At 56.4% G+C, this 22,185-nt stretch carries 14 protein-coding genes; 10 read left to right on the top strand and 4 right to left on the bottom strand.

Going from position 1 to position 22,185, the window contains the following annotated elements:
• Positions 1-53 precede the first annotated feature (53 nt).
• From DKW65_RS01255 to DKW65_RS01235, 5 genes are all read left to right on the top strand, one after another.
• On the top strand, positions 54-989 hold the full coding sequence (locus DKW65_RS01255) for a GlxA family transcriptional regulator (protein WP_111655547.1): 936 nt from the start codon (positions 54-56) through the stop codon (positions 987-989).
• Between the two features lie 250 nt (positions 990-1,239).
• Positions 1,240-1,875 (top strand): TetR/AcrR family transcriptional regulator, encoded by a 636-nt coding sequence (locus DKW65_RS01250; protein WP_162925637.1) that lies wholly within the window; start codon positions 1,240-1,242, stop codon positions 1,873-1,875.
• A gap of 165 nt (positions 1,876-2,040) precedes the next feature.
• Positions 2,041-3,288 (top strand): saccharopine dehydrogenase family protein, encoded by a 1,248-nt coding sequence (locus tag DKW65_RS01245; RefSeq protein WP_111655545.1) that lies wholly within the window; start codon positions 2,041-2,043, stop codon positions 3,286-3,288.
• 21 nt (positions 3,289-3,309) lie between these two features.
• Entirely contained in the window at positions 3,310-4,185 is an 876-nt protein-coding gene (locus DKW65_RS01240) for a hypothetical protein (protein WP_111655544.1), read from the top strand.
• Positions 4,186-4,187: 2 nt separating this feature from the next.
• Entirely contained in the window at positions 4,188-5,183 is a 996-nt protein-coding gene (locus DKW65_RS01235) for an alpha/beta hydrolase family protein (RefSeq protein WP_111655543.1), read from the top strand.
• 223 nt (positions 5,184-5,406) lie between these two features.
• On the opposite strand, the gene DKW65_RS01230 is transcribed toward DKW65_RS01235, so the two are convergent.
• The 3 genes from DKW65_RS01230 to DKW65_RS01220 form a co-directional block, all read right to left on the bottom strand.
• Positions 5,407-7,692, bottom strand: a complete 2,286-nt coding sequence (locus DKW65_RS01230) for a DEAD/DEAH box helicase (protein ID WP_111655542.1) — start codon at positions 7,690-7,692, stop codon at positions 5,407-5,409.
• The gene (locus DKW65_RS01225; RefSeq protein ID WP_111655541.1) at positions 7,689-8,423 is read right to left on the bottom strand and encodes a hypothetical protein; all 735 of its coding nucleotides are present in this window, start codon (positions 8,421-8,423) and stop codon (positions 7,689-7,691) included. Before DKW65_RS01225 ends, DKW65_RS01230 begins: the two co-directional genes overlap by 4 nt.
• A 1,135-nt stretch (positions 8,424-9,558) precedes the next feature.
• Positions 9,559-11,598: a PhoX family protein gene (locus tag DKW65_RS01220; protein ID WP_245932365.1), complete on the bottom strand. Its 2,040-nt coding sequence runs from the start codon at positions 11,596-11,598 to the stop codon at positions 9,559-9,561.
• A gap of 199 nt (positions 11,599-11,797) precedes the next feature.
• On the opposite strand from DKW65_RS01220, the gene ubiD reads away from it, so the two are divergent.
• The 3 genes from ubiD to DKW65_RS01205 all read left to right on the top strand — a co-directional run bounded on the left by ubiD (position 11,798) and on the right by DKW65_RS01205 (position 15,595).
• Positions 11,798-13,279: a 4-hydroxy-3-polyprenylbenzoate decarboxylase gene (gene ubiD, locus DKW65_RS01215; RefSeq protein ID WP_111655540.1), complete on the top strand. Its 1,482-nt coding sequence runs from the start codon at positions 11,798-11,800 to the stop codon at positions 13,277-13,279.
• Positions 13,280-13,294: 15 nt separating this feature from the next.
• Positions 13,295-14,215, top strand: a complete 921-nt coding sequence (locus tag DKW65_RS01210; RefSeq protein ID WP_111655539.1) for an oxidoreductase — start codon at positions 13,295-13,297, stop codon at positions 14,213-14,215.
• A 78-nt stretch (positions 14,216-14,293) separates the two neighbouring features.
• Positions 14,294-15,595: a hypothetical protein gene (locus DKW65_RS01205; RefSeq protein WP_111655538.1), complete on the top strand. Its 1,302-nt coding sequence runs from the start codon at positions 14,294-14,296 to the stop codon at positions 15,593-15,595.
• Positions 15,596-15,603: 8 nt separating this feature from the next.
• Here the strand turns inward: DKW65_RS01205 and moaA are convergent, their stop codons facing one another.
• The gene (moaA, locus tag DKW65_RS01200; RefSeq protein WP_111655537.1) at positions 15,604-16,590 is read right to left on the bottom strand and encodes a GTP 3',8-cyclase MoaA; all 987 of its coding nucleotides are present in this window, start codon (positions 16,588-16,590) and stop codon (positions 15,604-15,606) included.
• A 157-nt stretch (positions 16,591-16,747) separates the two neighbouring features.
• Between moaA and DKW65_RS01195 the strand changes: the two genes are divergently transcribed.
• Together DKW65_RS01195 and DKW65_RS01190 are read left to right on the top strand one after the other, a co-directional pair.
• Positions 16,748-17,233 (top strand): FKBP-type peptidyl-prolyl cis-trans isomerase, encoded by a 486-nt coding sequence (locus tag DKW65_RS01195; protein WP_111655536.1) that lies wholly within the window; start codon positions 16,748-16,750, stop codon positions 17,231-17,233.
• A gap of 97 nt (positions 17,234-17,330) precedes the next feature.
• Positions 17,331-22,175, top strand: a complete 4,845-nt coding sequence (locus tag DKW65_RS01190; protein ID WP_111655535.1) for an NAD-glutamate dehydrogenase — start codon at positions 17,331-17,333, stop codon at positions 22,173-22,175.
• Positions 22,176-22,185: the final 10 nt, after the last annotated feature.

Below are 22,185 nucleotides of genomic sequence, written 5' to 3'. Positions count from 1 at the left end.
CGCCTGCCGCTACGCTGGCATTAATCGACATAATTAGTGCGAATCATGCCAACATGAAGATCGGCCTGGTGATTTACCCCGACTGCCTGCCTGCGGGGCTGTTCGCATTCTCGGACTTGCTCCTGGCGGCCAATCTGCGCCTGGGGCGCCGCCGCTTCTCCTTTTGCTGGCTGAGCGAACCGGGCGGTGACATACCCACGGCCAACGGGCTGACGCTGCCTACCGAACCGCTGGCTGATGCCACCGTCGACGCCGTACTGGTGCCCGGCGCCTGGCGGGACCGCAGCACCGCGATCGCCGCCACGGACAAGGGACTGGTGCAGGCCCTTAAAGCGCTGCCACGAAGCACACGCTTCTGGAGCTACTGCACCGGCGTCATGCTGGTGGCCAGCACCGGGCGCCTGGATAACGCACCCGCCACCACGACCTGGTGGCTTCGCGAACTGGCAGGGCAGGCGTTTCCCGCCGTGCAATGGCGGCCCCATGAAACCCTCGTGTATGCGAGCGCCCATGCGACCGCCTCAGGCGTGAGCGGCTACCTGCCCCTCGCGCTGGCCATTCTGGAGGCCGAGTGCGGGGCGCCGATGGTGGCGGATATTCGACGGCATATGGTGCTGCCTCGCCCGGAAGGCAAGCAGACCCCGTTGCAGAATGTGCCCATATTGATCCAGCGCGGGGGCTGGTTGCGCACCCTGATTCAGCATATCGAGGCCATGCCCGCGACCGAGCTGGATACCGCTAAGCTGGCCACCGCCATGAACACATCACCGCGCACCCTGCAGCGGCGTGTGCTCGAGAAAAGCGGCTATTCCTGCGGCAAGCTGATGCGGCTGGTGAAAATGAATCAGGTCGGTGAGCAGCTGATCAGCACAGAGCGACCGGTGGCGGTGATTGCCCATGGGCTTGGCTTTGCTGACGAGGCGAGTCTGAGGCGGTCTTTTCGGCAGGTTGCCGGGATGACGCCGGGGCAGTATCGGAAGCGGGGGTGATCCAGGAACCGGATGCCTGCCGCAACGAGCAGCTGGAGCAACCCGCCAACAAGCATCATTGGGGTCAGGTCTCTCATTTCCCAAAGGAACGTTTTCAGTGGTAATTGGGAGACCTGACCCCAGAGACTTCTGGGCGCCACCGCATCTGCGAACGCAGGAGCCGAGTCCTTGCCGGGATGGCTAGCCAGGGGGCGTGCTACAATCGGCCGGTCGATACATGGCACGACAGACCTGTTGAAGGAGGCAGCTGGTGGGAGCAGAGTCGCATAAGGCTGGGACGGTTGAGTATTATCAGCCGGAAAAAGGCAGAGCGTTAAATACCTTCAACAAGATTCTTACCATCTCACTGGAAATCATTGAGCATGAAGGGGTTGAGTCGCTCAATACCAATCGCATCGCCGCTGAGTGCGGCATCAATATTTCCACGCTATATCACTATTTCCCCAACAAGGATTCCATACTCCACGCCCTCTATACACGCTGGTTTGATCGGCTCAGCATCGTAGCTGACAAGCACCTCGGCACCCCCCAGGCACCAAGCACGTTAAAGTCCGCCTACACGTCTTATGTGCTGGACTTGTTGAACATTGACGGCTTTTCTCCGCGAGCTGCCGTGGAGCTTGAGCGTGCGATAAAGACGAGAAAGAATCTTCTTCCCGTGGACAACAGGATCGTCGAGCAATCAATCACCGCCTGCGCCGAGGACATTCTTGCCCAGCAGCCCGACGCCAACCCATCACAGCTAACCGTACCTTCCGCCTTCATGCTGGTCAGCTTTTGGGGGGCGATCAGTATCGCCGCAGATATGGAAGAATCAGACTATGGCGCCATCGCAGAGCATTGTGCCGAGATGATAGTGGCACTGGTTCGTGGCTCTGCAAGATAACAAGCACGCTTTCTTTAACCTTTTCTGACACCCACCCTAATTCCCCCGACTCTTGCCCATACCGCACCTGGGCGGTCACCTATGCCCGCCAAACCAAGCAATTACTTGATTTTGGCGTTTATCACTCGTAATCTGTCCGATATGCCGGCTGCGTGAGACAAACCGATGAAGATTCTGGCCCTGGGTGGCTGCGGAGAAATGGGCAGAGTGGCCGTGCGCGAGATACTTGACGACCCGGCGGTGACAGAGGTCGTCATTGCAGACAAGGACCCGGGGAAAGCCGCCTGTTTTGCGGACTCACTGGGAAGGAAGGCCAGCGCGGCGCAAGTCGATGCGCAGTGTGACAGCTCCCTCCAAATGGCCCTGCAAGGCTGTGATGTGGTGATTTCTACCGTAGGCCCCTACTACCTGTTCGGTTGTCGCGTACTGTCCGCTGCCATCAGGGCCGGGGTTCACTACATTGATATCTGTGACGATCCTGAGCCAACGCAGGAAATGCTGGCACTGGACTCACAGGCCAGAGACTGCGGCGTTACCGCCATAATCGGGGCAGGCGCGAGCCCGGGTATTTCCAACCTCCTTGCCGCAAAAGCGCTGGAGGCTCTCCCCAAGGCCGAGGAAATCTATACTTTCTGGGGGACCGGCGGCCCCTTACAGCACGGTGATGATCCGGACCTGATTGATGAGGCAGGCAGGCCCACAGCCGCCACCCGGCACTGGATTCAGCAAGCATCAGGCCAGATCGAGGCATTCCAGCACGGCGCCATCACCAAGGTGACGCCGCTGACGCCTGTAAAGCTTGCATTCCCGGGAAGAGGATCAGATCAATGCCATATTATTGGCCACCCGGAACCGATTACGCTGCCGCGAAGCTACCCTCATATCAAACAGTCCCTCAACCTGATGAACCTGCCTGGCTACATCATTTATGCGCTTAACAAAGCGGCCAGAATGGTGGCGCACGATACGCCGCAGTCTGTTCAGAAAGCCGCTGAAAGGCTGGCTTTGATCCTGTCTGACACCACAAGAAATCCAGAAGATATTGCCCACTACCTGATACATGCTGCGACAGATTCGTTCAGGCATTTCTTCTCGCCTCTCGGCGCGGTTGCCAGAGGACCAGACCACCATGGCAAAACCAGCACGGCCGGAGTGCATATGCGCTCCAGGCTACAAGTGGACGATATGGCGCACCTTACCTGCATACCGACAGCCATCATCCTCAAGATGCTAATCAACGGGAAGATTACTCGACACGGCGTGATGGCCCCCGAGGCCTGCGTTAACCCAGACGAATTCTTCCACCAACTGGCAAGTCATATGATCATCGAGGAAGGCTTTGACCCTACCAGTTACGTGGAATGCGTAATCCGTCATACGGGCAGACCTTATAGCCCGCTATGCATTGACTAGCCTCGGACAGGAAGACAATCCATGTGCGCCACTGAAAGCCTGACAACAAGAAAATGGCTCCTTAAATCGCTGTTTACTCTGTCATTTATTCTGTTGGCAACCATTGCCAACGGCAACCCGGATACCAATGGAAGCCGGTATGAGTATGACATCTACATCAATGGCAAGGTGGCCGGAGCGGCATCCAGGCAAGTCAACATTCATGAAACAGGCACGGAAATACGGGAAACCGTCACATACAGCAAACCGGGCATCCTGGAGAGAACGCCAATAACCCTTTCACGGATTGAGCAGTACACATCAACCGGGCGTTTGTTGTCTGCCGATATAAAACATAACAAGGGAAAGGCAATTTACTGGTCGCGAACGGAGTCCGTGGACGGAGAAATCTGGTCTATGGCCTCGCCCATTACCTCTGCTGCCGAGAAAGAGGATGCGCAATTCATCAATCTGGTGCTGGCCGCTCTTGGAGGCACTTCCTCAGGCGCTGGCGAAATACTCGCCCTTTCCTCCCTTTTATTTGGGGATAGCAAAGCCGCTGAAGCAAATGCACGGTTTCCCGATACCGACTATCACACCACCCTGCAGTTCCTACCCATGCACTGGCTGAATGCGGGAAAAACCCTTCCCGACCAACTCGATATCTTTGATCTAGCCCGCCAACAACCCGAGACCGCAAAGATAACCCCTTTCATCGATCCGGATCACTCCGGCGATTGCTACCGCCTGGAGCCTGCCGGCCGGGAAACACTGACATTGTGCCTGAGCCAGGAAGACAGTGGGCCGCCACATTTTTCCCTGATCCGGCGCTCTACCTTTGGTAATACTGTTGAATTCCGGCTCCTGCCCCGACATCAACCAAATGATGACGACCAGCCGCAGGGCAAGGAGAGCTGACTGTGCGAATCATACTGCTATTCACTGCAATGTTGTCACTGTTGCATTGCACAACGCTTCACACCGAAGAGATCCGTTTCCAAAGCAATGAAAATACCATCAGCGGGATCTACCTTCCTCCATATCCGGGGCAGAAAATGTGCGGTGTGGTAGTCACCGTACATGGGGATGGCCCCCTTGACCGGGAGGCGTATGGCTATTACCCCCTTATCTGGAAACTTCTTCGTTCACGTGGCTATGCAGTAATGTCCTGGGACAAACCCGGGATCGGTGACTCCTCTGGCAACTGGCTGCATCAAACCATGGAAGATCGGCAACAGGAAGTATTGGCGGCCATTCACTATCTGGAGCACCGCTTTGGGCCACAGCGGCCTGCTATCGGCTTGCTGGGCTTCAGCCAGGCAGGATGGGTGATCCCTGCCGTCGCCAATCAGAGCCAAAGCGTGGCGTTTTTAATCGGCATTGGCTTTGCCATCAACTGGGCCGACCAGGGGTGGTATCTGACGAAGACACGCCTGCAAAAAGAAGGCGCAAGCCCCGAGGCCATACAGCTAGCCAGAGAGAAGCACCTGGACCACATCGCCTTTCTTTCCGGCAACCCCACCTATGAGGCCTACCTGAATTCGATTCCAGACCAGAAGAAAGCCATGTCGCCAGACAGATTCACTTTTGCATTGAATAATTTTCAGGCGGATGCGTCTTCTGAGTACCCCTACATAGAACAGCCTTTGCTTATGCTGCTTGGGAAGGACGACCTGAATGTCGATATTGCCAACACACAGGAGTTCTTGTCTTCGCTAGGCCAGCGCCGCCGGAACTTTCAGACTGAAGTACTCCCTGACGCAACGCATTCATTACTTAATAGCCGACATTTTAACACTCAGAACCCGGGCTTCCTTTTCCTCGTCAAACTTCACCTTTTCGGCAACTCAGCTCTTTCACCGCTTCTTGAACCGATATTGGATCAGTGGTTGGCCGACAGAGGCTGCGCTGACTAGAAAGTTGACCCAGTCATAGTATCGAGGCCCCGCCCGGCAACTTCATGCTTGCTCCGCAAATCGCCGGGGCAGGTCTACCATTTCCCAAAGGAGCACTTTTCGTGGGGAATGGGAGACCTAACTCCATATACATTGTGGTCATAATGACACCCTCCGTTAAGTGGGGATTAGGTGCCTACTTTTCTTGGGGAACTCGGGTCGCCTAGAGCCACTTGTTATGAGCCTACTCTGGTAAGTACCAATCAGCCATTTCTTGCAGATATTTGGGAGCATCAGAGATTTCAGGCTTAAAAGTAATAGTATCTTCATTAATGAACAATATGTACTTTGATAACTCTACAACATCTTCAGGAGGGAATCCGTATCGCATTAGGAACGTATGTACTGAATTATTTGTACCAAACCGTAGTAACTCTAACATTTTGTCAGCTCGCTGATCCGACGTATTATCCTTATACACCTTGAATGAAGTCATGAAAGAGTCCGTTAGTGAAAACGAGATGACTTGATCCATATAGTCATAAGTATCGAAGACCACTGCATCGTAGCTGACATCTCTGGCCATGGTGTTTTGGTTGAAAATTGAGTATGTATTAGTCAACGTGCTCTTTGGTAGTTTTGCGGCAGGCTGCGCAAAAGCAGCGTAACCTTGATGCCCTTCATCCTTTTTAGAGATGTAGCTATAGCGAATACCAACAATTTCCCTAAAGGAGCGCCCTTGTATTACCTGAATAAAGATTGATATTGCTTGCCTAAAGACCGCCAATTCACCTTCGTGTAAAACCCTATTAATCGAAGCCTCAAAAATAAATTGAAAATGCTGCTTTAAAGATTCTCTATTAAATTCATTTTTGGCTCCGCATAGGTTATCTTTTATCGAATCATCATTATAAATAATATCAAGTACTGCTTTGCAGTACTTGATAATTTCCGGCTGCCCTAGTCGTTCTATCTTCGATAGAGGAGCTTGCTTGTCATCATCGAAGGTGTTTTCTTTTATTGAATTTAATAGTTCTGAAGTATCCGGATCATTACTGACATCCGGAGTGTCAATGATTGACACCTCCTCTAATGAGAATTTTTCATTTACTCTCTTTGATAGAAGCTGAGGGCTCTTGGTAAACACATACCCAAAATCAAATTCGGGAGTATTAGAAAGCCTGCCGGCCCTTCCTATAAGGTTTTTAAATGATAAAGACTTACTTTGTTCGTTCTCGCCAATAATATTCATGTTATTAAGCCAAACTATATCGAATGGCATGTTAACGCCCTGTGCGAGGGTACTTGTGGCAAAGCAAATTTTTGCGTGCCCTTGTCTTATTAGATCTTCAACGAGAAATCTAACTTCTAATGGTACTGAACCATGATGAATAACAATACCTTTACGCAGCAGTGATACAAGCTCGGAATTATGCTCATCGTTATCAGCCCCTAGGAGATGTTCGATTGTATTGATAATCTCTTCAGCTTCTACTGAATCTATTTCTTCATAGTTATCGATATATTTTTTAAATGGCTGAATATACTTGCCATTGTATATAGATGCCTTTGATACATATACTAGGACGGAATGAGTGCCATCGAACGCAAAATCACTAAATTTCTGATCATGTTCTATACATTTTTTAATTTGATGGCCACGATCTGAAAATGGCGAGAAGTAATAAAACTTTTTATTTTTATGCTGGTATATAAATACCTTACCAACCGCACCATGTGTATATGACCTTGAGAAGCCATCTTTCTCAGAGAAGTTATGTTTTTTAATTTGTGCATCTGGGTTTTCAACAAATGGGTGTGCAAATATTAACTTTGCTGCATCAAAGTATTTTTTAACTCTCCGAACAATAACATCGAAAATAATTCCTCTTTCATTTTCTTCTGAGACTTGCGCTTCGTCAAAGAAAAACACTTTAACATTTAAATTTAGATTGGCCAGGAATAGATCTCTGGCGCGCTCTGGAGTAAGAATAAAAATCCTTCTTGGATTTCGTGACTTGAAAACATTATCTACAAATGATGATATCATTACATTTTTATCACCTTTGAATTTCTGCCTCATTGTATTAACGTATTCAGCAATCAATGCCCTAGACGGGACAATTACTACAGCATCCCCATCACTTTCAGCGATAAAATCTCTTATAGAATATGATTTTCCGGCACTTGTTGGGGCAGAAATTGAAATAATTTTATTATTATTGACTGCTCTCCTAACACTTGCCTGCACAGGTGTTAAATATTCCCCGAAATCCTCCTTATGTTGTCTTCCTATACCAGATAATAAGAACGAATATAAATTACTCGGCCTAGGTATTTTGTAGAAAAGCCCGAGAGACGCAATTATTTTTTCTTCTTCGGTTTCGAATATATCAGGATGAAACTTTTTATAATAAGATATTTTTTCTAAAATTTCAGAGCTTACTGGACCTTCTTTGTGGAGGATGTCTAATAATTCTGAAAGACCCTTGGCTGGTTCGGATTCTTTCGCAATATCAATTATGTTCATTGGCTAACTCCCACAAGATATACAGCCTTAATACTATCTAAGGATAGTTTTTCTTCAGCTGACTCTATGGCATTTTTTAGAACTTCCAGAGGGTCCCTAGCATTAATTGAAAATGACGCTACGATTCCAAAGCTATCGTTATTTAGATTTTCAATTGCTGGATCTGAAGCAAGCACTTTCAAATGAACATAATCTCTAAGATGTTTTTCTTCTTCAATAAATCTTTTTGACTGGTTTATTGCATTGCCATGAGGGCTTGAATTTCCCGAATATTTTGCCTCTCCAAAATTAATTAACTCCTCTCCACATACAGTGTGGAAATCGAATCCCTCATTTTGTTTTTTCTGTGGTTTCCAGAGTTCTGCTATAGGTATAATTACATGGTTAAATATTTTCTCTAGTGCTCTAGTCGATCCGATTGAAACCATAATTTCACCGAATTCAACCCCAACGTCTGATGGTGATGTTGTGGATTCAAATATTTCTATTAAAGCAGATGCTGTATCTCGAACTGTCCTGTCATAAGCTCTTCTACTGCCAACATCTAAACTTGTCATCCAAGAAGTATCAAGTACTGTTTTTGCTAATGCTTCCGATATTATTTTTATATCTTTGACTTCCACATGACATACTTTTATTTTTTCAGTTGTGGACGAAGTAGTTACTTCAAAGTAGTCACATCCCCAGTCTGTATCAGAATGCTGACTTCCATATCTCGGTTTATTTGCCATAGAAAGTTACTTCAAAATGGTTGTATGTTAATGGCGATGTTTGAGGTAGACAGCTCATAACGCCGCTAAGCACGCGCGGTTACGGAATGGAGGCGAAGCCGAAATGTAGTAAACGTCGCCGTGACTTGCTTGGTTAGGCAGATGATCTATCAAAGTGCTCCGGCCCCAATCGCTTTCCACACTGTGGGCATTTCGGTTTTAGTGCCTCAAATACCCCTGGCCACTCTTCAAACCCATCGACTCTATAACTGCCGCCAATAAGGTTTTCGAGAGAATAACTCTCATACATTTTGGAATAAGGCTGGTCATTCTCGCTCATCTTTACAGCACCCTTATGGCCACAATCACAGGTCATTGGGTAGGTGCTTCGCATGGCCATAAAAGTTTACCTTCGATTTGGTGCGGGGAGGAGGAATCGAACCCCCTCTCGTTTCTCTTGGACAGGCAAGCAAATCCACCGATGCTAATCTCTCGTTTGGGTTGGAAGTGTCCCAAGCCAGGCCCGCAGAAACGCCACTCCGCACCAAACGCATGTAAACAAGACGAATGAGTTTTTCATAAGCACCTCCACTAACGATTGAATCATTGCCTTAACGCTCACTTCCAACCCAAACAAGATCCTCACATCGAATTCAAAGCTCACCCTCATTTCCAAGACTTTTGTTTTGCCTAACAGGTATTAAGACGCCGGCTCATATATCCAAAAACGACGCCTGCGGCCTATCACAATATACAATTTCGCATATTGATGAATAATGCTTTCCCATCAATGGGTTGTGGCGCGCATGCGCTTTGCTTTCCCAATAACAGCGCCTTCTTCTTTTCCCATTTCAATCACACTGTCCAAACGGAAAGGGATTCCAGACACGCTACCGCCCTACCCGACATACCGCGCATCATCCCATGCAGCGGCGAGCATCTTGTGTTTGCGGCGTATTGAAGAAGGCATTGCAGGCAGCACCTCTGCTGGGTGCTTGTCCGGCTTGCCAGTAACCCTGCGTTCGATACTGCCGCGCCGGGCAAGTGAAGGCAACCCCGCTGGATCGGGGCGCACAAGAAAGCCGGCTTACGCCGGCTTTCTTTGTTTAGCAGGTGTCCTTTATTGGCGGGCACCCGTTATCGCGGTGCATTTCGATCAAGCAATGCCGATTTCTCCACCATCATCCCGAGTAATAACCACGGTCGCCGAGCGAGGACGCGCCCCCGCCACTTCTGCCGGCCAATGACTGGAGAAGTTGTTCGGAGAGGAACTGTCGCCCGGGTGCTGGATATTGACGAACATTGTTTTCTTGTCAGGTGTCATGACCACGCCCGTCACTTCGCAATCCACCGGGCCGACGAGGAAACGCTTGATCACACCAGTGTCCGGCTCGGCGGCCAGCATGGCGTTGTTGCCAAAATCACCGGCGGGGCCGGTGCCACCCATGAGGGCGCCCGACGTATCCGTCTGAATCCAGAGTACGCCGTTGTCATCAAACCAGAGACCGTCCGGGGCGGCGAAGATGTTGGAGTCATCCAGGTTCTTGCCGGCGGGATAGCTGTAGCCGGTCTGGAAGCCATGTTCCAGGGTATTGCCGGCCAGGGCGAAGATATCCCATGCAAAGGTTGTGGCGGCGGCGTTGCCGTCTTCCTGCCAGCGGATGATATGGCCGACTTGGCTGTTGGCGCGGGGGTTGGCGGGGTTTGTATCGTCGGCGCTGCGCGCGGTGTTATTGGTCAGGGTGAAGTACACCATGCCGGTCCGCGGGCAGATGGCGCCCCATTCCGGGCGGTCCATGCGGGTGGCGCCCGCGATATCGGCGGCGCGGCGTGTATTGAGCAGCACTTCGGCCTGGGTGGTGTAGTGATATTCAGACTCCGCTACGGCAGCCATGAAGTCTACGTCGTCAATATCCAGCGCCAGCCATTCGCCGGTGCCATCGTCGTTGAAGCGTGCAACATACAGCGTGCCTTCATCCAGCAGGTCATCGCCGCGCAGGCCTTCCTGATAGTTGTTTTTCGATACGAACTTGTAGATGTATTCGAAGCGGGCATCGTCGCCGGAGTAGAACACCATCGGTTCGCCCACTTTCGGCTCGGCAAACACGATGCCCTCGTGGGAGAAGCGGCCCAGCGCGGTGCGTTTGACGGGGGTGCTGTCCGGGTCAAAGGGGTCGATCTCGACAATCCAGCCGAAATTGTTGGGTTCGTTGCGGAAGTCCTCGGTGGCATCGGCGCCCGATTCCACGACACCAAAGCGGGTGAAGGCGGTATCGGTGGTCAGTTCACCGTTCGCTTCCTCAGCCTGGTGCCAATGGTTCTGCTGCCATCCTGAAATGCCAAAGCGCTCGAACTCGCGGGGCAGCGGGTCGATGTCCACATGGAAATAGCCCGGCCAGTTTTCCTCACAGGTCAGGTAGGTACCCCAGGGGGTGTAGCCGTGGGCGCAGTTGTTCAGGGTGCCACGGGTATGCGTGCCTTCCGGGGAATAGGCGGTCTTGACACGGTCATCGCCCCGCACCGGGCCTTTCAGTTCCATCTCTGTGAAAGCCGTGATGCGGCGGTTCAGCATGGAGGTCACTACCTCCCAGTCGCCCGAGGCGTTTTTCTGGATTTCAATCACTGACACGCCGTGCGCGGCCATTTCCTTGCGCACTTCATCAATCGGGCGGGGCAAGGAGGACGCGCCGTTGGCATGCACAACCGCTTTGTCGACATATTCATGATTGATCACCAGCAGCCCGTGGTCGGAGCTGCCATCAATGGGGAAGTAGTGCATGCCGTCATGATGGGAGCCGACTTGCTGAAGCTGATCGATACCGGTGTTGGAGCCATCCGTCATGAACGCCGGCATGGCGCCGGTGATCGGCGTGCCCCAGGGCACGAACGCTTTGGCCGTGTAGCCTGCAGGCACGGTGATGGTATCCGCCCGGGTGATGGGGACGGATTCAAAGCCCAGGCGCGGCGCAGGGAGGGGGCCATTTCCCGAGCCGGAGCTTGAGCTGCTGCCACCACAGGCTGCCAGGCCGGCGCCGAGGAAGCTGACGGCCGCGACGCCCAGAGACCCTTTGAGCAAGGTTCTGCGCGAATAGCGTGCCTGGATGATATCGGCGAAATAACGATTGTCGCTGGTGTTGCACACCGGCGCTTCCGGGTTGTCCTTGATGGTATTCAGGTCTACGGCTTTGATGTTCACGATGGCATCCCTCGGGGGTAGTCAGGAAACGTTGCGAATGACCGTAATCCCGGTGGGTGAATAGCAGATTATCGCGGCATGACAGTCGGGCTACAGGAATCTGTCAGCGCCATGACACAGGCTTGCGATGGTGTAGTGCTATACTCCTCACGCACTCGCGCGGCCCGCGCCACCCCACCGGAACAGATTGAGGTTTGCGATGAAATACAAGGATTTACGGGACTTTATCCAGCAGCTCGAACAGCTTGGCGAGTTGAAACGCATCCGGGTGGAAGTGGACCCGAATCTGGAAATGACCGAGATCTGCGACCGCACTCTGCGCGCGGGCGGCCCGGCATTATTGTTCGAGAATGTGAAAGGCAGCACGATTCCCGTACTGGGCAATCTGTTTGGCACCACGCGCCGGGTGGCGCTGGGCATGGGCCAGGAGGATGTGGGCGCGCTGCGCGAGCTGGGTGAGTTGCTCGCCTTCCTGAAGGAGCCGGAGCCGCCCAAGGGGTTTCGTGATGCGCTGTCCAAGTTGCCAATCCTGAAGCAGGTGCTGGCCATGAACCCGAAGGTGGTGGGTTCGCCGGATTGCCAGCAGCGCGTTATTGAAGGCAACGATGTGGATCTCTACCAGATTCCGATCCAGACCTGCTGGCCGGGCGATGCCGGGCCGCTGGTCACCTGGCCGCTGGTGATTACCCGGGGGCCGGACAAGACGCGCCAGAATCTGGGCATTTACCGGCAGCAGTTGATCGGCCGCAATCGGCTGATCATGCGCTGGCTCAGCCATCGTGGCGGGGCACTGGATTTTCAGGCGTGGCAGCAGCAACACCCGGGCGAACCCTTCCCGGTGGCGGTGGCACTGGGTGCCGATCCGGCCACCATCCTCGGTGCCGTCACGCCCGTGCCGGATACCTTGAGCGAATATGCCTTTGCCGGGTTGCTGCGTGGTGGCCGCACGGAAGTGGCCAACTGCCTGGGCAGTGATCTGCAGGTCCCGGCCAGTGCGGAGTTTGTGCTGGAGGGGCATATCTATCCGGATGATTATGCCGATGAAGGCCCGTTCGGCGACCACACCGGCTACTACAACGAGGTCGACCGCTTCCCGGTGTTCACGGTGGAGCGCATCACGCATCGCCGCGACCCGATCTATCACAGCACCTACACCGGGCGCCCGCCGGATGAACCGGCAATTCTGGGTGTGGCCATGAACGAGCTGTTTGTGCCGATCCTGCGCAAACAGTTTCCGGAGATCACCGACTTCTATCTGCCGCCGGAGGGCTGCTCTTACCGGGTGGCGGTGGTGACCATGAAGAAGCAGTATCCTGGTCATGCCAAGCGCGTCATGATGGGGGTCTGGTCGTTCCTGCGGCAGTTCATGTACACCAAGTTTGTGATCGTTTGCGACGATGACATCAACGCGCGCGACTGGAAAGATGTGATCTGGGCCATGACCACACGCATGGACCCCGCGCGTGATACCACGCTGGTGGAGAACACGCCCATCGACTATCTCGATTTCGCCTCGCCGGTGTCCGGGCTGGGCTCGAAGATGGGCATGGACGCCACCAACAAGTGGCCGGGCGAGACCGACCGCGAGTGGGGCACGCCGATCACCATGGATGCTGCGGTAAAACAGCGGGTGGACGACATCTGGTCCAGCCTTGGCATTGATGCAGCGCAACCTGACTGACCCGGGAGCCGGATCATGAGCTGGAGCATCAAGGATATCCCCGACCAACACGGCCGCCGCGTGCTGATCACCGGCGCCAACAGCGGGATCGGCCTGGAAGCCGCCCGGGCGCTGGCGGGCAAGGGCGCCCACGTGATCCTGGCCTGCCGCAGCCAGGACAAGGGCGAGGCTGCCATGGCCGATATCAGCAGGGATTATCCCAAGGCGTCGCTGGAGTTCCTGCCGCTGGATCTGTCTCGCCAGGCGGCAGTGCATGAAAGCGCCGCCATCCTGCGCCAGCGCCATGACCGGCTCGACCTGCTGATCAATAATGCCGGCATCATGTGGGTGCAGCGCGAACTGACCGAAGATGGCTTTGAAAGCCAGTTGGCCACGAATCACTTCGGTCATTTCACATTGACCGGGCTGCTGCTGGATATGATCCGCGATGTGCCGGGGGCGCGCATCGTCACCGTGAGCAGCATCGCTCATCGGGGCGGGCGCATGCATTTCGATGATCTGTCGCTGGCCGGAAACTACCAGCGCCAGCGCGCCTACGCGCAAAGCAAGGTGGCCAATCTGATTTTTGCCATTGAGCTGCAACGTCGGCTGACCGCTGCCGGGGCGCAGGCGATATCGGTGGCCTGTCATCCAGGCGTATCAGGCACCAATCTGGTTACACCGGGGCTGGTGGACCAGAGCCCGCTGAAGATCGGCGCGGTGGTGCGGCTGTTGATGCCGCTGTTTACCCAAAGCCCGAAAAACGGGGCCTTGCCAACCCTGTATGCCGCCACCACCGAAGACATCGAGCCCGGCGGCTACTACGGCCCTGCCCGCCTGAAAGAAACCATGGGACCCCCCACCCGTGCCTACGCCACACGCTATGCCCGCGATGAAGAAGTCGGTGAACGTTTGTGGCATATGTCCTGTGCGCTGACCGACATGCACTATCTCTGAATGATTCCCCAAATCAAACAATAGGCTTAGTATCCAAAGCAGTTGTAGCACGTCCAAAAACAACGCGGAGGAACCGCAATGCCTTTCCCTATACGTTTTGCACGGCTCGCGCTGTGTGTCCTGCCGTGCCTGTACGGTACGGCCAACGCCTCACTGAGCTGGGACTATGTCGATCTGGCTCGCATTGTGGATGGCAAAACCCACACGCTGGTCATAAACGACCGTGTTTATCTGAGTGGCTTTACGCTGGACACCGCTTTTTCCGTCCACGATCACGTACACCTGCGCGCCATCAGCCGCAGCTGGGATGCCCGGACACCCGGCCCCGGGGGCGGCTTCGTGAACGGCAGTAATAACGACTGGCACAGCATCGCGGTCGGCGGCCATCTGCCGTTCGACCTTGCCGGGGTGCCGATGCAGGTATGGGGTGATGTATCCGTAGACCACTACTCGATGCTCAATCTCACCGGCACGGGTTATGGCGTCGGCGCGGGTCTGCGCGCTCAGGTGCTTGATCCGCTGGAACTCGGCCTGTGGTATCGCACGGCGCGCACCGACACCCCGATTGGCGGCAGTACGCTCGACCTGGACCCCTGGCTCATGGGCTTTGATCTGCTCTACAGCCTGTCTCCGAATGTCGCGCTGCACCTGGCCATGACCCGAGGCAGTCTGTCACTGGAAGAGTCCGGGTCTTCAGCATCGTTCAGTAATAACACGACCGAACTGGGTCTGCGCTATCTGTTCGACAGCCCCCGTAGCCGCGTCACGGAGGCGCCACTGCCCCTGTCTTATAATCAGATACAGCTCGGCTATCTCGTCAGCGGCGACCTGAAAGAGAGTGGTGGCGATAACTGGGACCTGAATGAAGGCTTCCTGATCAGCGGCATGGTGTCCCCCATACCGAATATGTTCCTGGCGGCCACGTTCCTCGGCACCAACTACGACGCCTCGGGCGGCGGCGGGCCGGAATCCATCAACCCGCTTGACCAGCTCTCCATAGGGCCGGGCGCCTATTACACTCTGGTCCAGGGTGATCTGCACTATAGCGGCTACGCCCAGATCACCTACAACCGGATGACCTTGCTGGATGGCATTACGATGCAGGGCGAAGGCTTTCGTATTGGCGCGCGGGCAGCCTGGGGACATTTGATCGACGCCCATCTCTACTATGGCGATGCCCACGCGAGAGCACGCCTGGGCAGCAGTGCGTTCCGGGTCAAACCTCGGGTTACAGGCATTGAACTGGGCAGCTCACCCTTTGCGAACGGCTTTGGTGTAACGCTGGGCTATGAAGACACCCGCCACGACACCAATCTGGGAGGGCCCGGTAGCAAAGTGGATACCACTCACTGGCGTCTTGGTGTGCGGCAACAGTTCTGATCAGCCGCTCAACCGCCGGTCATGTTCATGAAGCGCACCAGTTGCTCGGCGTTGTCGTCATGACTGAAATGATGCTGCTCCGGCTTGAGATCCATGGCCGCCACGATGGCCCGCGCAAGCGGGCCATCGTCGTTCGGGTAGTCGCGCAATAGCGGTTTCAGGTCCACGCTGTGTTCGTTACCCAGACATAACAGCAAACGCCCTTCCACGGTCACGCGCACGCGGTTGCACAGATGGCAGAAATTATGTGAGTGCGGCGAGATAAAGCCGATGCGCGAACGCGCCCCGGGCACATGCCAGTAACGTGACGGCCCGGCGGTGCTGTCCGTGGCCGGCACCAGCGTATAGTGCTGCGCCAGAATATCCCTGAGTTCCACCGACGACACAAACGCTTCAGCGCGGCTGTGCTCACTGATGCTGCCCAGTGGCATCTCTTCGATAAAGGCGATATCGATATCGCGTGCGAGCGCGAAGGCGACCAGCGCGGGCACCTCATCATCATTGCGACCACGCAGAATCACGCTATTCAGGCGAATGCGAGCAAACCCGGCCTGGCGCGCGGCTTCGATCCCGGCCAGCACCTGATCCAGATCCCCGGTACGGGTCAAGGCCCTGAAGCGTTCCGGGTCGAGACTGTCCAGGCTGATATTGATGCGCCGCACACCCGCACGCCGGAGCGCTTGCGCCTTGTCGGCCAGGCGGCCTGCATTGGTGGTCAGGGTCAACTCATCGAGACCGGGCTCGGCGGCGATCCAGCCCGCCAGTTGCTCGATGCCGGGGCGCACCAGCGGCTCCCCACCCGTCAGGCGAATACGCCGCACGCCCAGTTGCACAAAGGTGCGTGCCACCCGGTGCAGCTCTTCCAGGGACAGGATTTCCGCACGGGGCAGAAAGGTCATCTGCTCCGCCATACAATAGACGCAGCGGAAGTCGCAGCGGTCGGTCACAGACAGCCGGACATAGTCCACATGGCGATTGAAGCGGTCGATAAGCATGTCTTGAGTGTAGCGGGAATCGACGGCCGGGGCGATGACGGCATCACAAGACACTGATTTCAGGGGATATTCGTCGTTCGGCAGGCCCTGCGGTGGCCAGCAGCGCCGAGGACCGTTAGCATGGGGGGCTCCACTTACAGTCAGAACCGGATTTTTCATGCAGATCGCAGACAACGCCGTAGTGGCGATCCACTACACCCTCACCGATGATGCTGGCACCACGCTGGACACCTCCCGCGAGCGTAACGAGCCGCTGGCTTACCTGCACGGTCACGGCAACATCATTCCCGGCCTCGAAAACGCGCTGTCCGGCAAGCAAGTGGGCGACAAGCTCAATGTCACCGTGGCGCCGGAAGAAGGCTATGGTGAGCGCCACGACGGCCTGATCCAGACCGTACCGCGTGAAGCCTTCGAGGGTGTGGACGAAGTGCTGCCCGGCATGCAGTTTCAGGCACAGACCGATGCGGGCCCGCGTCTGTTCACCATCACCGAAGTGGAAGGCGACTCCGTCACGGTAGACGGCAATCACCCACTTGCGGGCGCCACGCTGCATTTCGATGTGGAAATCACCGAAGTGCGCGAAGCCAGCGCGGAAGAGCTGTCCCATGGCCATGTCCATGGTGAAGGCGGTCACGAGCACTGATCCCGCCCCTGCCGGGCTGGCACGCCGGTCCGGCTTTACGGTCCCTTGTAGCCCCCTCCCCCAGCGCTATACTGAAAGTCAGCACTGAGGAGGTGGCATGCCTGATCACTCTGATCGTCAGCATGATTTACTGCTGGCTCAGCTCGACGGCCTGGCGACGGCCCACATCAATACCCTGAACGCCGATGACCCCGATGCGCTACGCCAGCGCTTTCATACCTTCCTGCATCATTATTTTGAACTCGCCTCCCCCGGCGCCCTCACCGCCCGCCCACCAGAGCATCTGTTTCGTATCGCCTGGCAACACTGGAAGCTGGCCGCACAACGCCGTGCCGATGAAGCGCTGCTCACCCTGACCCCGCCGCGCGATGAAAGCCTGCCCTGGTTTGCACAACTGACCACGATCACGGATGACATGCCCTTTCTGATGGATTCGCTGAGCATGGCGATCCGCGATACCGGCAGCGCCATTGACTGGACCGTGCACCCGCTGCTGCGCATGCGCCGCGATGCCAATGGGCACCTGCTTGAGGTGCTGGGCACGGCCGCTGGCGACGACGCGGCAGAATCCCTGATTCATATCGAATTTGAACCGCTGGAAGGCAGCGATGACGCCTATCCTCAGCTGGAAGACACACTGCATGGGGTGCTGCATGACGTGCGCCAGGTGGTCGCGGATTTCCCGGCCATGCGTCAGGCCATGCTGGATCAGGCGGATGCCCTGACCCAGGCCCCGGCAAATCAGGACCAGGCAAATTGCGATGAAGCCGCTGCGTTTTTACGCTGGCTGACTGACGATCATTTCACCTTTCTCGGTTATTCGCGCTCGCAGGCGGGCACGGATGATGAAGGCGAATTCCTGCTGCAGACGCTGGATGAGCACGGCCTGGGCCTGACCCGCGCCGGAGAACGCTTTGCCAACACCGATGAATTCATTGCACCGATGGATGAGTTGCGTCGTCACGCACAATCCAACCACCTGCTGGTGGTCACCAAGGCCAATGCCCGTTCCCCCATCCATCATCCGCAGTACATGGATATCATCTCGGTGAAGCAGTTCGCCAACGACGGCACCCTGATCGGCACGCACCGTTTTGTCGGCCTCTTTTCACTGGATGTCTATATCAGCAAACCCTGGGACATTCCGTTGATACGGCGCAAGGCGGATCATGTGATGACCCGCTCGCGGCTGCCCGCGCGCTCGCATTCAGGCAAGAACCTCCAGGATATCCTGCACCAGCTCCCCCGGGATGAACTGTTCCAGTCTTCTGCCGAGGAGCTCTACGACACCTGCATGGGCATACGCGCATTGCGCGATCGCCATCAGTTGCGCCTGTTCATGCGTCGCGACCGGTATGGCCGTTTCTATTCCTGCATGGTGTACCTGCCACGGGATCGCTATGCGCGGGAAATACGTGATCGCATGGCCGAGGAACTGATGCGCATCTGCGGTGGCCTGTCCATTGATCGCAATGTGGATTTTCTGCGTGGTGATCTGGCGCGCATGCATTTCATCGTGCGCACGCCGCCGGGCACCCGGATTGGCCTGCGTACCGACGAAGTGGAAGAGCGCCTGATCCAGGCCACCCGCAGCTGGCGCGACCGGCTGCGGGATCAACTGCTGCAACAACCCGGCGCAGGCGGCCGCCTGTTGGCCAACCGTTTTATTGATGCCTTTCCGCTGGCCTACAGCAGCCACACGGACATCACCGAAGCCGCCACAGACATTCACTATCTGGCGCGCATCAGTGCCGACACACCGATCCTGCCTCGGCTGCTGGTGGACCAGGGAGCGGCGGGACGCGCCTGCCCCACCGCCCTCAAGCTGTATAGCTGGCAACAGCCGATTGCCCTGTCTGATGTGTTACCCACCCTGGAGAATTTCGGCCTGCGGGTCGTGCGCCAGGACCCGACACGCATCACGCCCCGCGATGGCGAGACGTTATGGATACAGGCGTTCGAGGTTCGTGTGCAGGGGGATTGCGCCCTGTCCCAGGAAGCGTTGAAAGACACCTTCGAGACCGCCTTTCTCAAATGCTGGCATGGCGAGAGCGAGAACGACAGTCTGCATCAACTGGTCATGGCCGCCGGGCTGAACTGGCGCCAGATCGTGTGCCTGCGTGTGCTGACGCGCTATCTGTTGCAAACCGGCCTGCCGTATTCGCAGCATTACATGGCGCAACTGTTGTCCGAGCACAACGGCTACGCCCACCGGATCGTCAGCCTGTTCGAGGCGCGCTTCGATCCGCAGCGCGACGCCAGCAAGCGCCAGCAGCAAGGCCTGGCCCTGGCGCAGGCGCTGGATGATGCGCTGGACAACGTCGCCACCCTGGATGCAGACCGTGTGCTGCGCGGCTATCTGGATGTGGTGCGCGCCACCCTGCGCACCAACTTTTTCCAGACCGATGACAAGGGCCATGCACGCACCTGGATCAGTCTGAAGCTCGATCCGCAGAAGCTGCCCGAGTTGCCACACCCTCGGCCGGTCTTTGAAACCTTTGTCTACTCGCCAGATATGGAAGCGATACACCTGCGCGGCGGCAAGGTCGCCCGCGGTGGCCTGCGCTGGTCGGATCGGCGCGAGGATTTTCGCACCGAAGTGCTTGGCCTGGTGAAAGCGCAGATGGTGAAGAACGCCATCATCGTGCCGGTGGGCGCCAAGGGTGGCTTTGTGGTGAAGCGCGGTGATCCATCAGACCGGGATGCCTGGCAGGCCCAGGGCAAGGCGTGCTATCGCACGTTCTTGCGCGGTCTGCTGGACATCACCGACAACCGCGACGGCGATACCGTGGTGCCCCCGCCCGATGTGGTGCGCTACGATGATGACGACCCCTATCTGGTGGTGGCCGCTGACAAGGGCACAGCCACGTTTTCGGATATCGCCAACGAGATCGCCGCCGAGTATGGCTTCTGGCTGGGCGACGCCTTCGCCTCGGGCGGCTCCGCCGGATACGACCACAAGAAGATGGGCATTACCGCGCGCGGCGCCTGGGAAAGTGTGAAGCGGCATTTTCGTGAGCAAGGCAAGGATATCCAGCGCGAAGATTTCACCGTGGTCGGCATCGGCGACATGGGCGGCGATGTGTTCGGCAATGGCATGCTGTTGTCGCCACATATTCGCCTGGTGGCCGCCTTCAATCACCAGCATATCTTTATTGATCCAGCGCCGGATGCCGCCAGTAGCGTTGCTGAACGGCAACGGCTCTTTGCGCTGCCACGATCCGGCTGGCCCGACTATGACAGCGCGCTGATATCCGAAGGCGGTGGTATCTGGCCGCGCAGCGCAAAGAGCATCACCCTGAGCGATCAGGCACGCGCTGCGCTGGATATTGATGCCCGCGTGCTGACGCCCAATGAACTGATCCGCGCCATCCTGACGGCGCCGGTGGAATTGCTGTTCAATGGCGGCATCGGCACCTATGTCAAAGCCAGCCACGAAAGCCATCAGGATGTGGGTGATCGCGCCAATGATGCCCTGCGGGTCAATGCCCGCACCTTGCGCTGCAAGGTGGTGGGCGAAGGCGGCAACCTGGGCTTCACTCAGGCGGGCCGGGTGGAATATGCCCTCAACGGTGGCTGCATCAATACCGATGCCATCGACAATGCCGGTGGGGTGCACAGCTCCGACCGCGAAGTGAATATCAAGATTCCACTGAACAGCCTGATGCAGACTGGCCAACTGGCGCGCAGTGCGCGTGATCCGTTACTGGCGGAGATGACCGATACCCTGGCATCGCAGGTGCTGCGCGACAACAGCCTGCAAAGTCTGGCGCTGAGCCTGCAGGAGCAGGACGCCGCCGAGCGCCTGGATGAACACAGTCACCTGATGCGCGCCCTGGAACGCGAAGGATTACTGGTGCGTGAGCAGGAAGACCTGCCGGATGACGACACGCTGGCGGAGCGCCGCACGGACGGCGCCGGGTTGACGCGCCCGGAACTGGCCGTGCTGATGGCCTACAGCAAGATCACATTGTTCGATGCGGTGCTGGCATCGCCCGTTCCGGATGATCCGAGTTTTGCCGACAGCCTGCTGCACTATTTCCCGGCGCAGATGCACACCCGTTTTCGCGACAGCCTGCTGTCACACCGCTTGCGCCGCGAGATCATTTCTACCCAGTTGGCCAACCGTGTCGTCAATCATATGGGCAGTACCTTTGTGTACCGGCTGCTGGATGATCACGGCATTGCCCCGGCGGACACCGTCAAGGCCTTCGCCATGGCCTGGGCGATCTGCGACGGCGATGCCTACTGGCATATGATTGATACGCTGGACAGCCAGGTCGATGCCGATCTGCAACGGCGGCTGTACACCCGCGTCACCGGCCTGCTGCGGCATCTTACCCAATGGCTGTTGCGCAGCCCGCACAGCGGCGGCCAGATCAATGATGCCCGGGCACGTTTCCGCGATCCGTTGCGGCATCTGGAAAATACCTTGCCGGACGTGCTCACGCCCTCCTACCGCGAGGAGTGGGACGACGCCTGTTCTGCCCTGGTGCAGGACGCTGTGCCCGACCACACCGCCCGCGCGCTGGCCAACACACTGGTCCTGGGCAGCGCGCCGGACATCATCGAACTCGCCGAGGCAGCGGGCTGCGACACCAATCTGGCTGCCGCCTGTTATTTTCTGGTGGGCGACCGATTGAACATGCTGTGGCTGCTGTCCTCGATCATTCACCTTGGCGTGCAGGACAAATGGCAGGCCCTGGCGCGCGCCAACCTGCGCGAAGACAGCTACCGGCTACAGCGGCAAGTCACCGCGCGGGTGCTGGCCCGGCCCGGCGACAGCGCCGAGGCACGCTTTGCCAACTGGGAAGCCGCGCACCGTGACAGCATTCATTTCAGCATTCGCCGGCTGGATGCACTGCAAGCACATGGCCAGCCCGACTTCATGACTCTGGCGGTGGGTGTGCGCGCCCTGCGCACGTTGCGCAACCTGTCCTGAACCTGGTACG

The organism is Isoalcanivorax indicus (genome assembly GCF_003259185.1).
GTDB lineage: Bacteria > Pseudomonadota > Gammaproteobacteria > Pseudomonadales > Alcanivoracaceae > Isoalcanivorax > Isoalcanivorax indicus.
This window is presented reverse-complemented; position numbering and strand designations above follow the sequence as displayed.

What these genes read in the sequence shown, in the direction of transcription:
- DKW65_RS01255 (WP_111655547.1), top strand. Translation starts at nt 54, where the DNA reads ATGAAGATCGGCCTGGTGATTTACCCCGACTGCCTGCCTGCGGGGCTG.
- DKW65_RS01245 (WP_111655545.1), top strand. Translation starts at nt 2,041, where the DNA reads ATGAAGATTCTGGCCCTGGGTGGCTGCGGAGAAATGGGCAGAGTGGCC.
- DKW65_RS01240 (WP_111655544.1), top strand. Translation starts at nt 3,310, where the DNA reads ATGTGCGCCACTGAAAGCCTGACAACAAGAAAATGGCTCCTTAAATCG.
- DKW65_RS01230 (WP_111655542.1), bottom strand. Translation starts at nt 7,692, where the DNA reads ATGAACATAATTGATATTGCGAAAGAATCCGAACCAGCCAAGGGTCTT.
- DKW65_RS01225 (WP_111655541.1), bottom strand. Translation starts at nt 8,423, where the DNA reads ATGGCAAATAAACCGAGATATGGAAGTCAGCATTCTGATACAGACTGG.
- ubiD (WP_111655540.1), top strand. Translation starts at nt 11,798, where the DNA reads ATGAAATACAAGGATTTACGGGACTTTATCCAGCAGCTCGAACAGCTT.
- DKW65_RS01210 (WP_111655539.1), top strand. Translation starts at nt 13,295, where the DNA reads ATGAGCTGGAGCATCAAGGATATCCCCGACCAACACGGCCGCCGCGTG.
- DKW65_RS01205 (WP_111655538.1), top strand. Translation starts at nt 14,294, where the DNA reads ATGCCTTTCCCTATACGTTTTGCACGGCTCGCGCTGTGTGTCCTGCCG.
- moaA (WP_111655537.1), bottom strand. Translation starts at nt 16,590, where the DNA reads ATGCTTATCGACCGCTTCAATCGCCATGTGGACTATGTCCGGCTGTCT.
- DKW65_RS01195 (WP_111655536.1), top strand. Translation starts at nt 16,748, where the DNA reads ATGCAGATCGCAGACAACGCCGTAGTGGCGATCCACTACACCCTCACC.
- DKW65_RS01190 (WP_111655535.1), top strand. Translation starts at nt 17,331, where the DNA reads ATGCCTGATCACTCTGATCGTCAGCATGATTTACTGCTGGCTCAGCTC.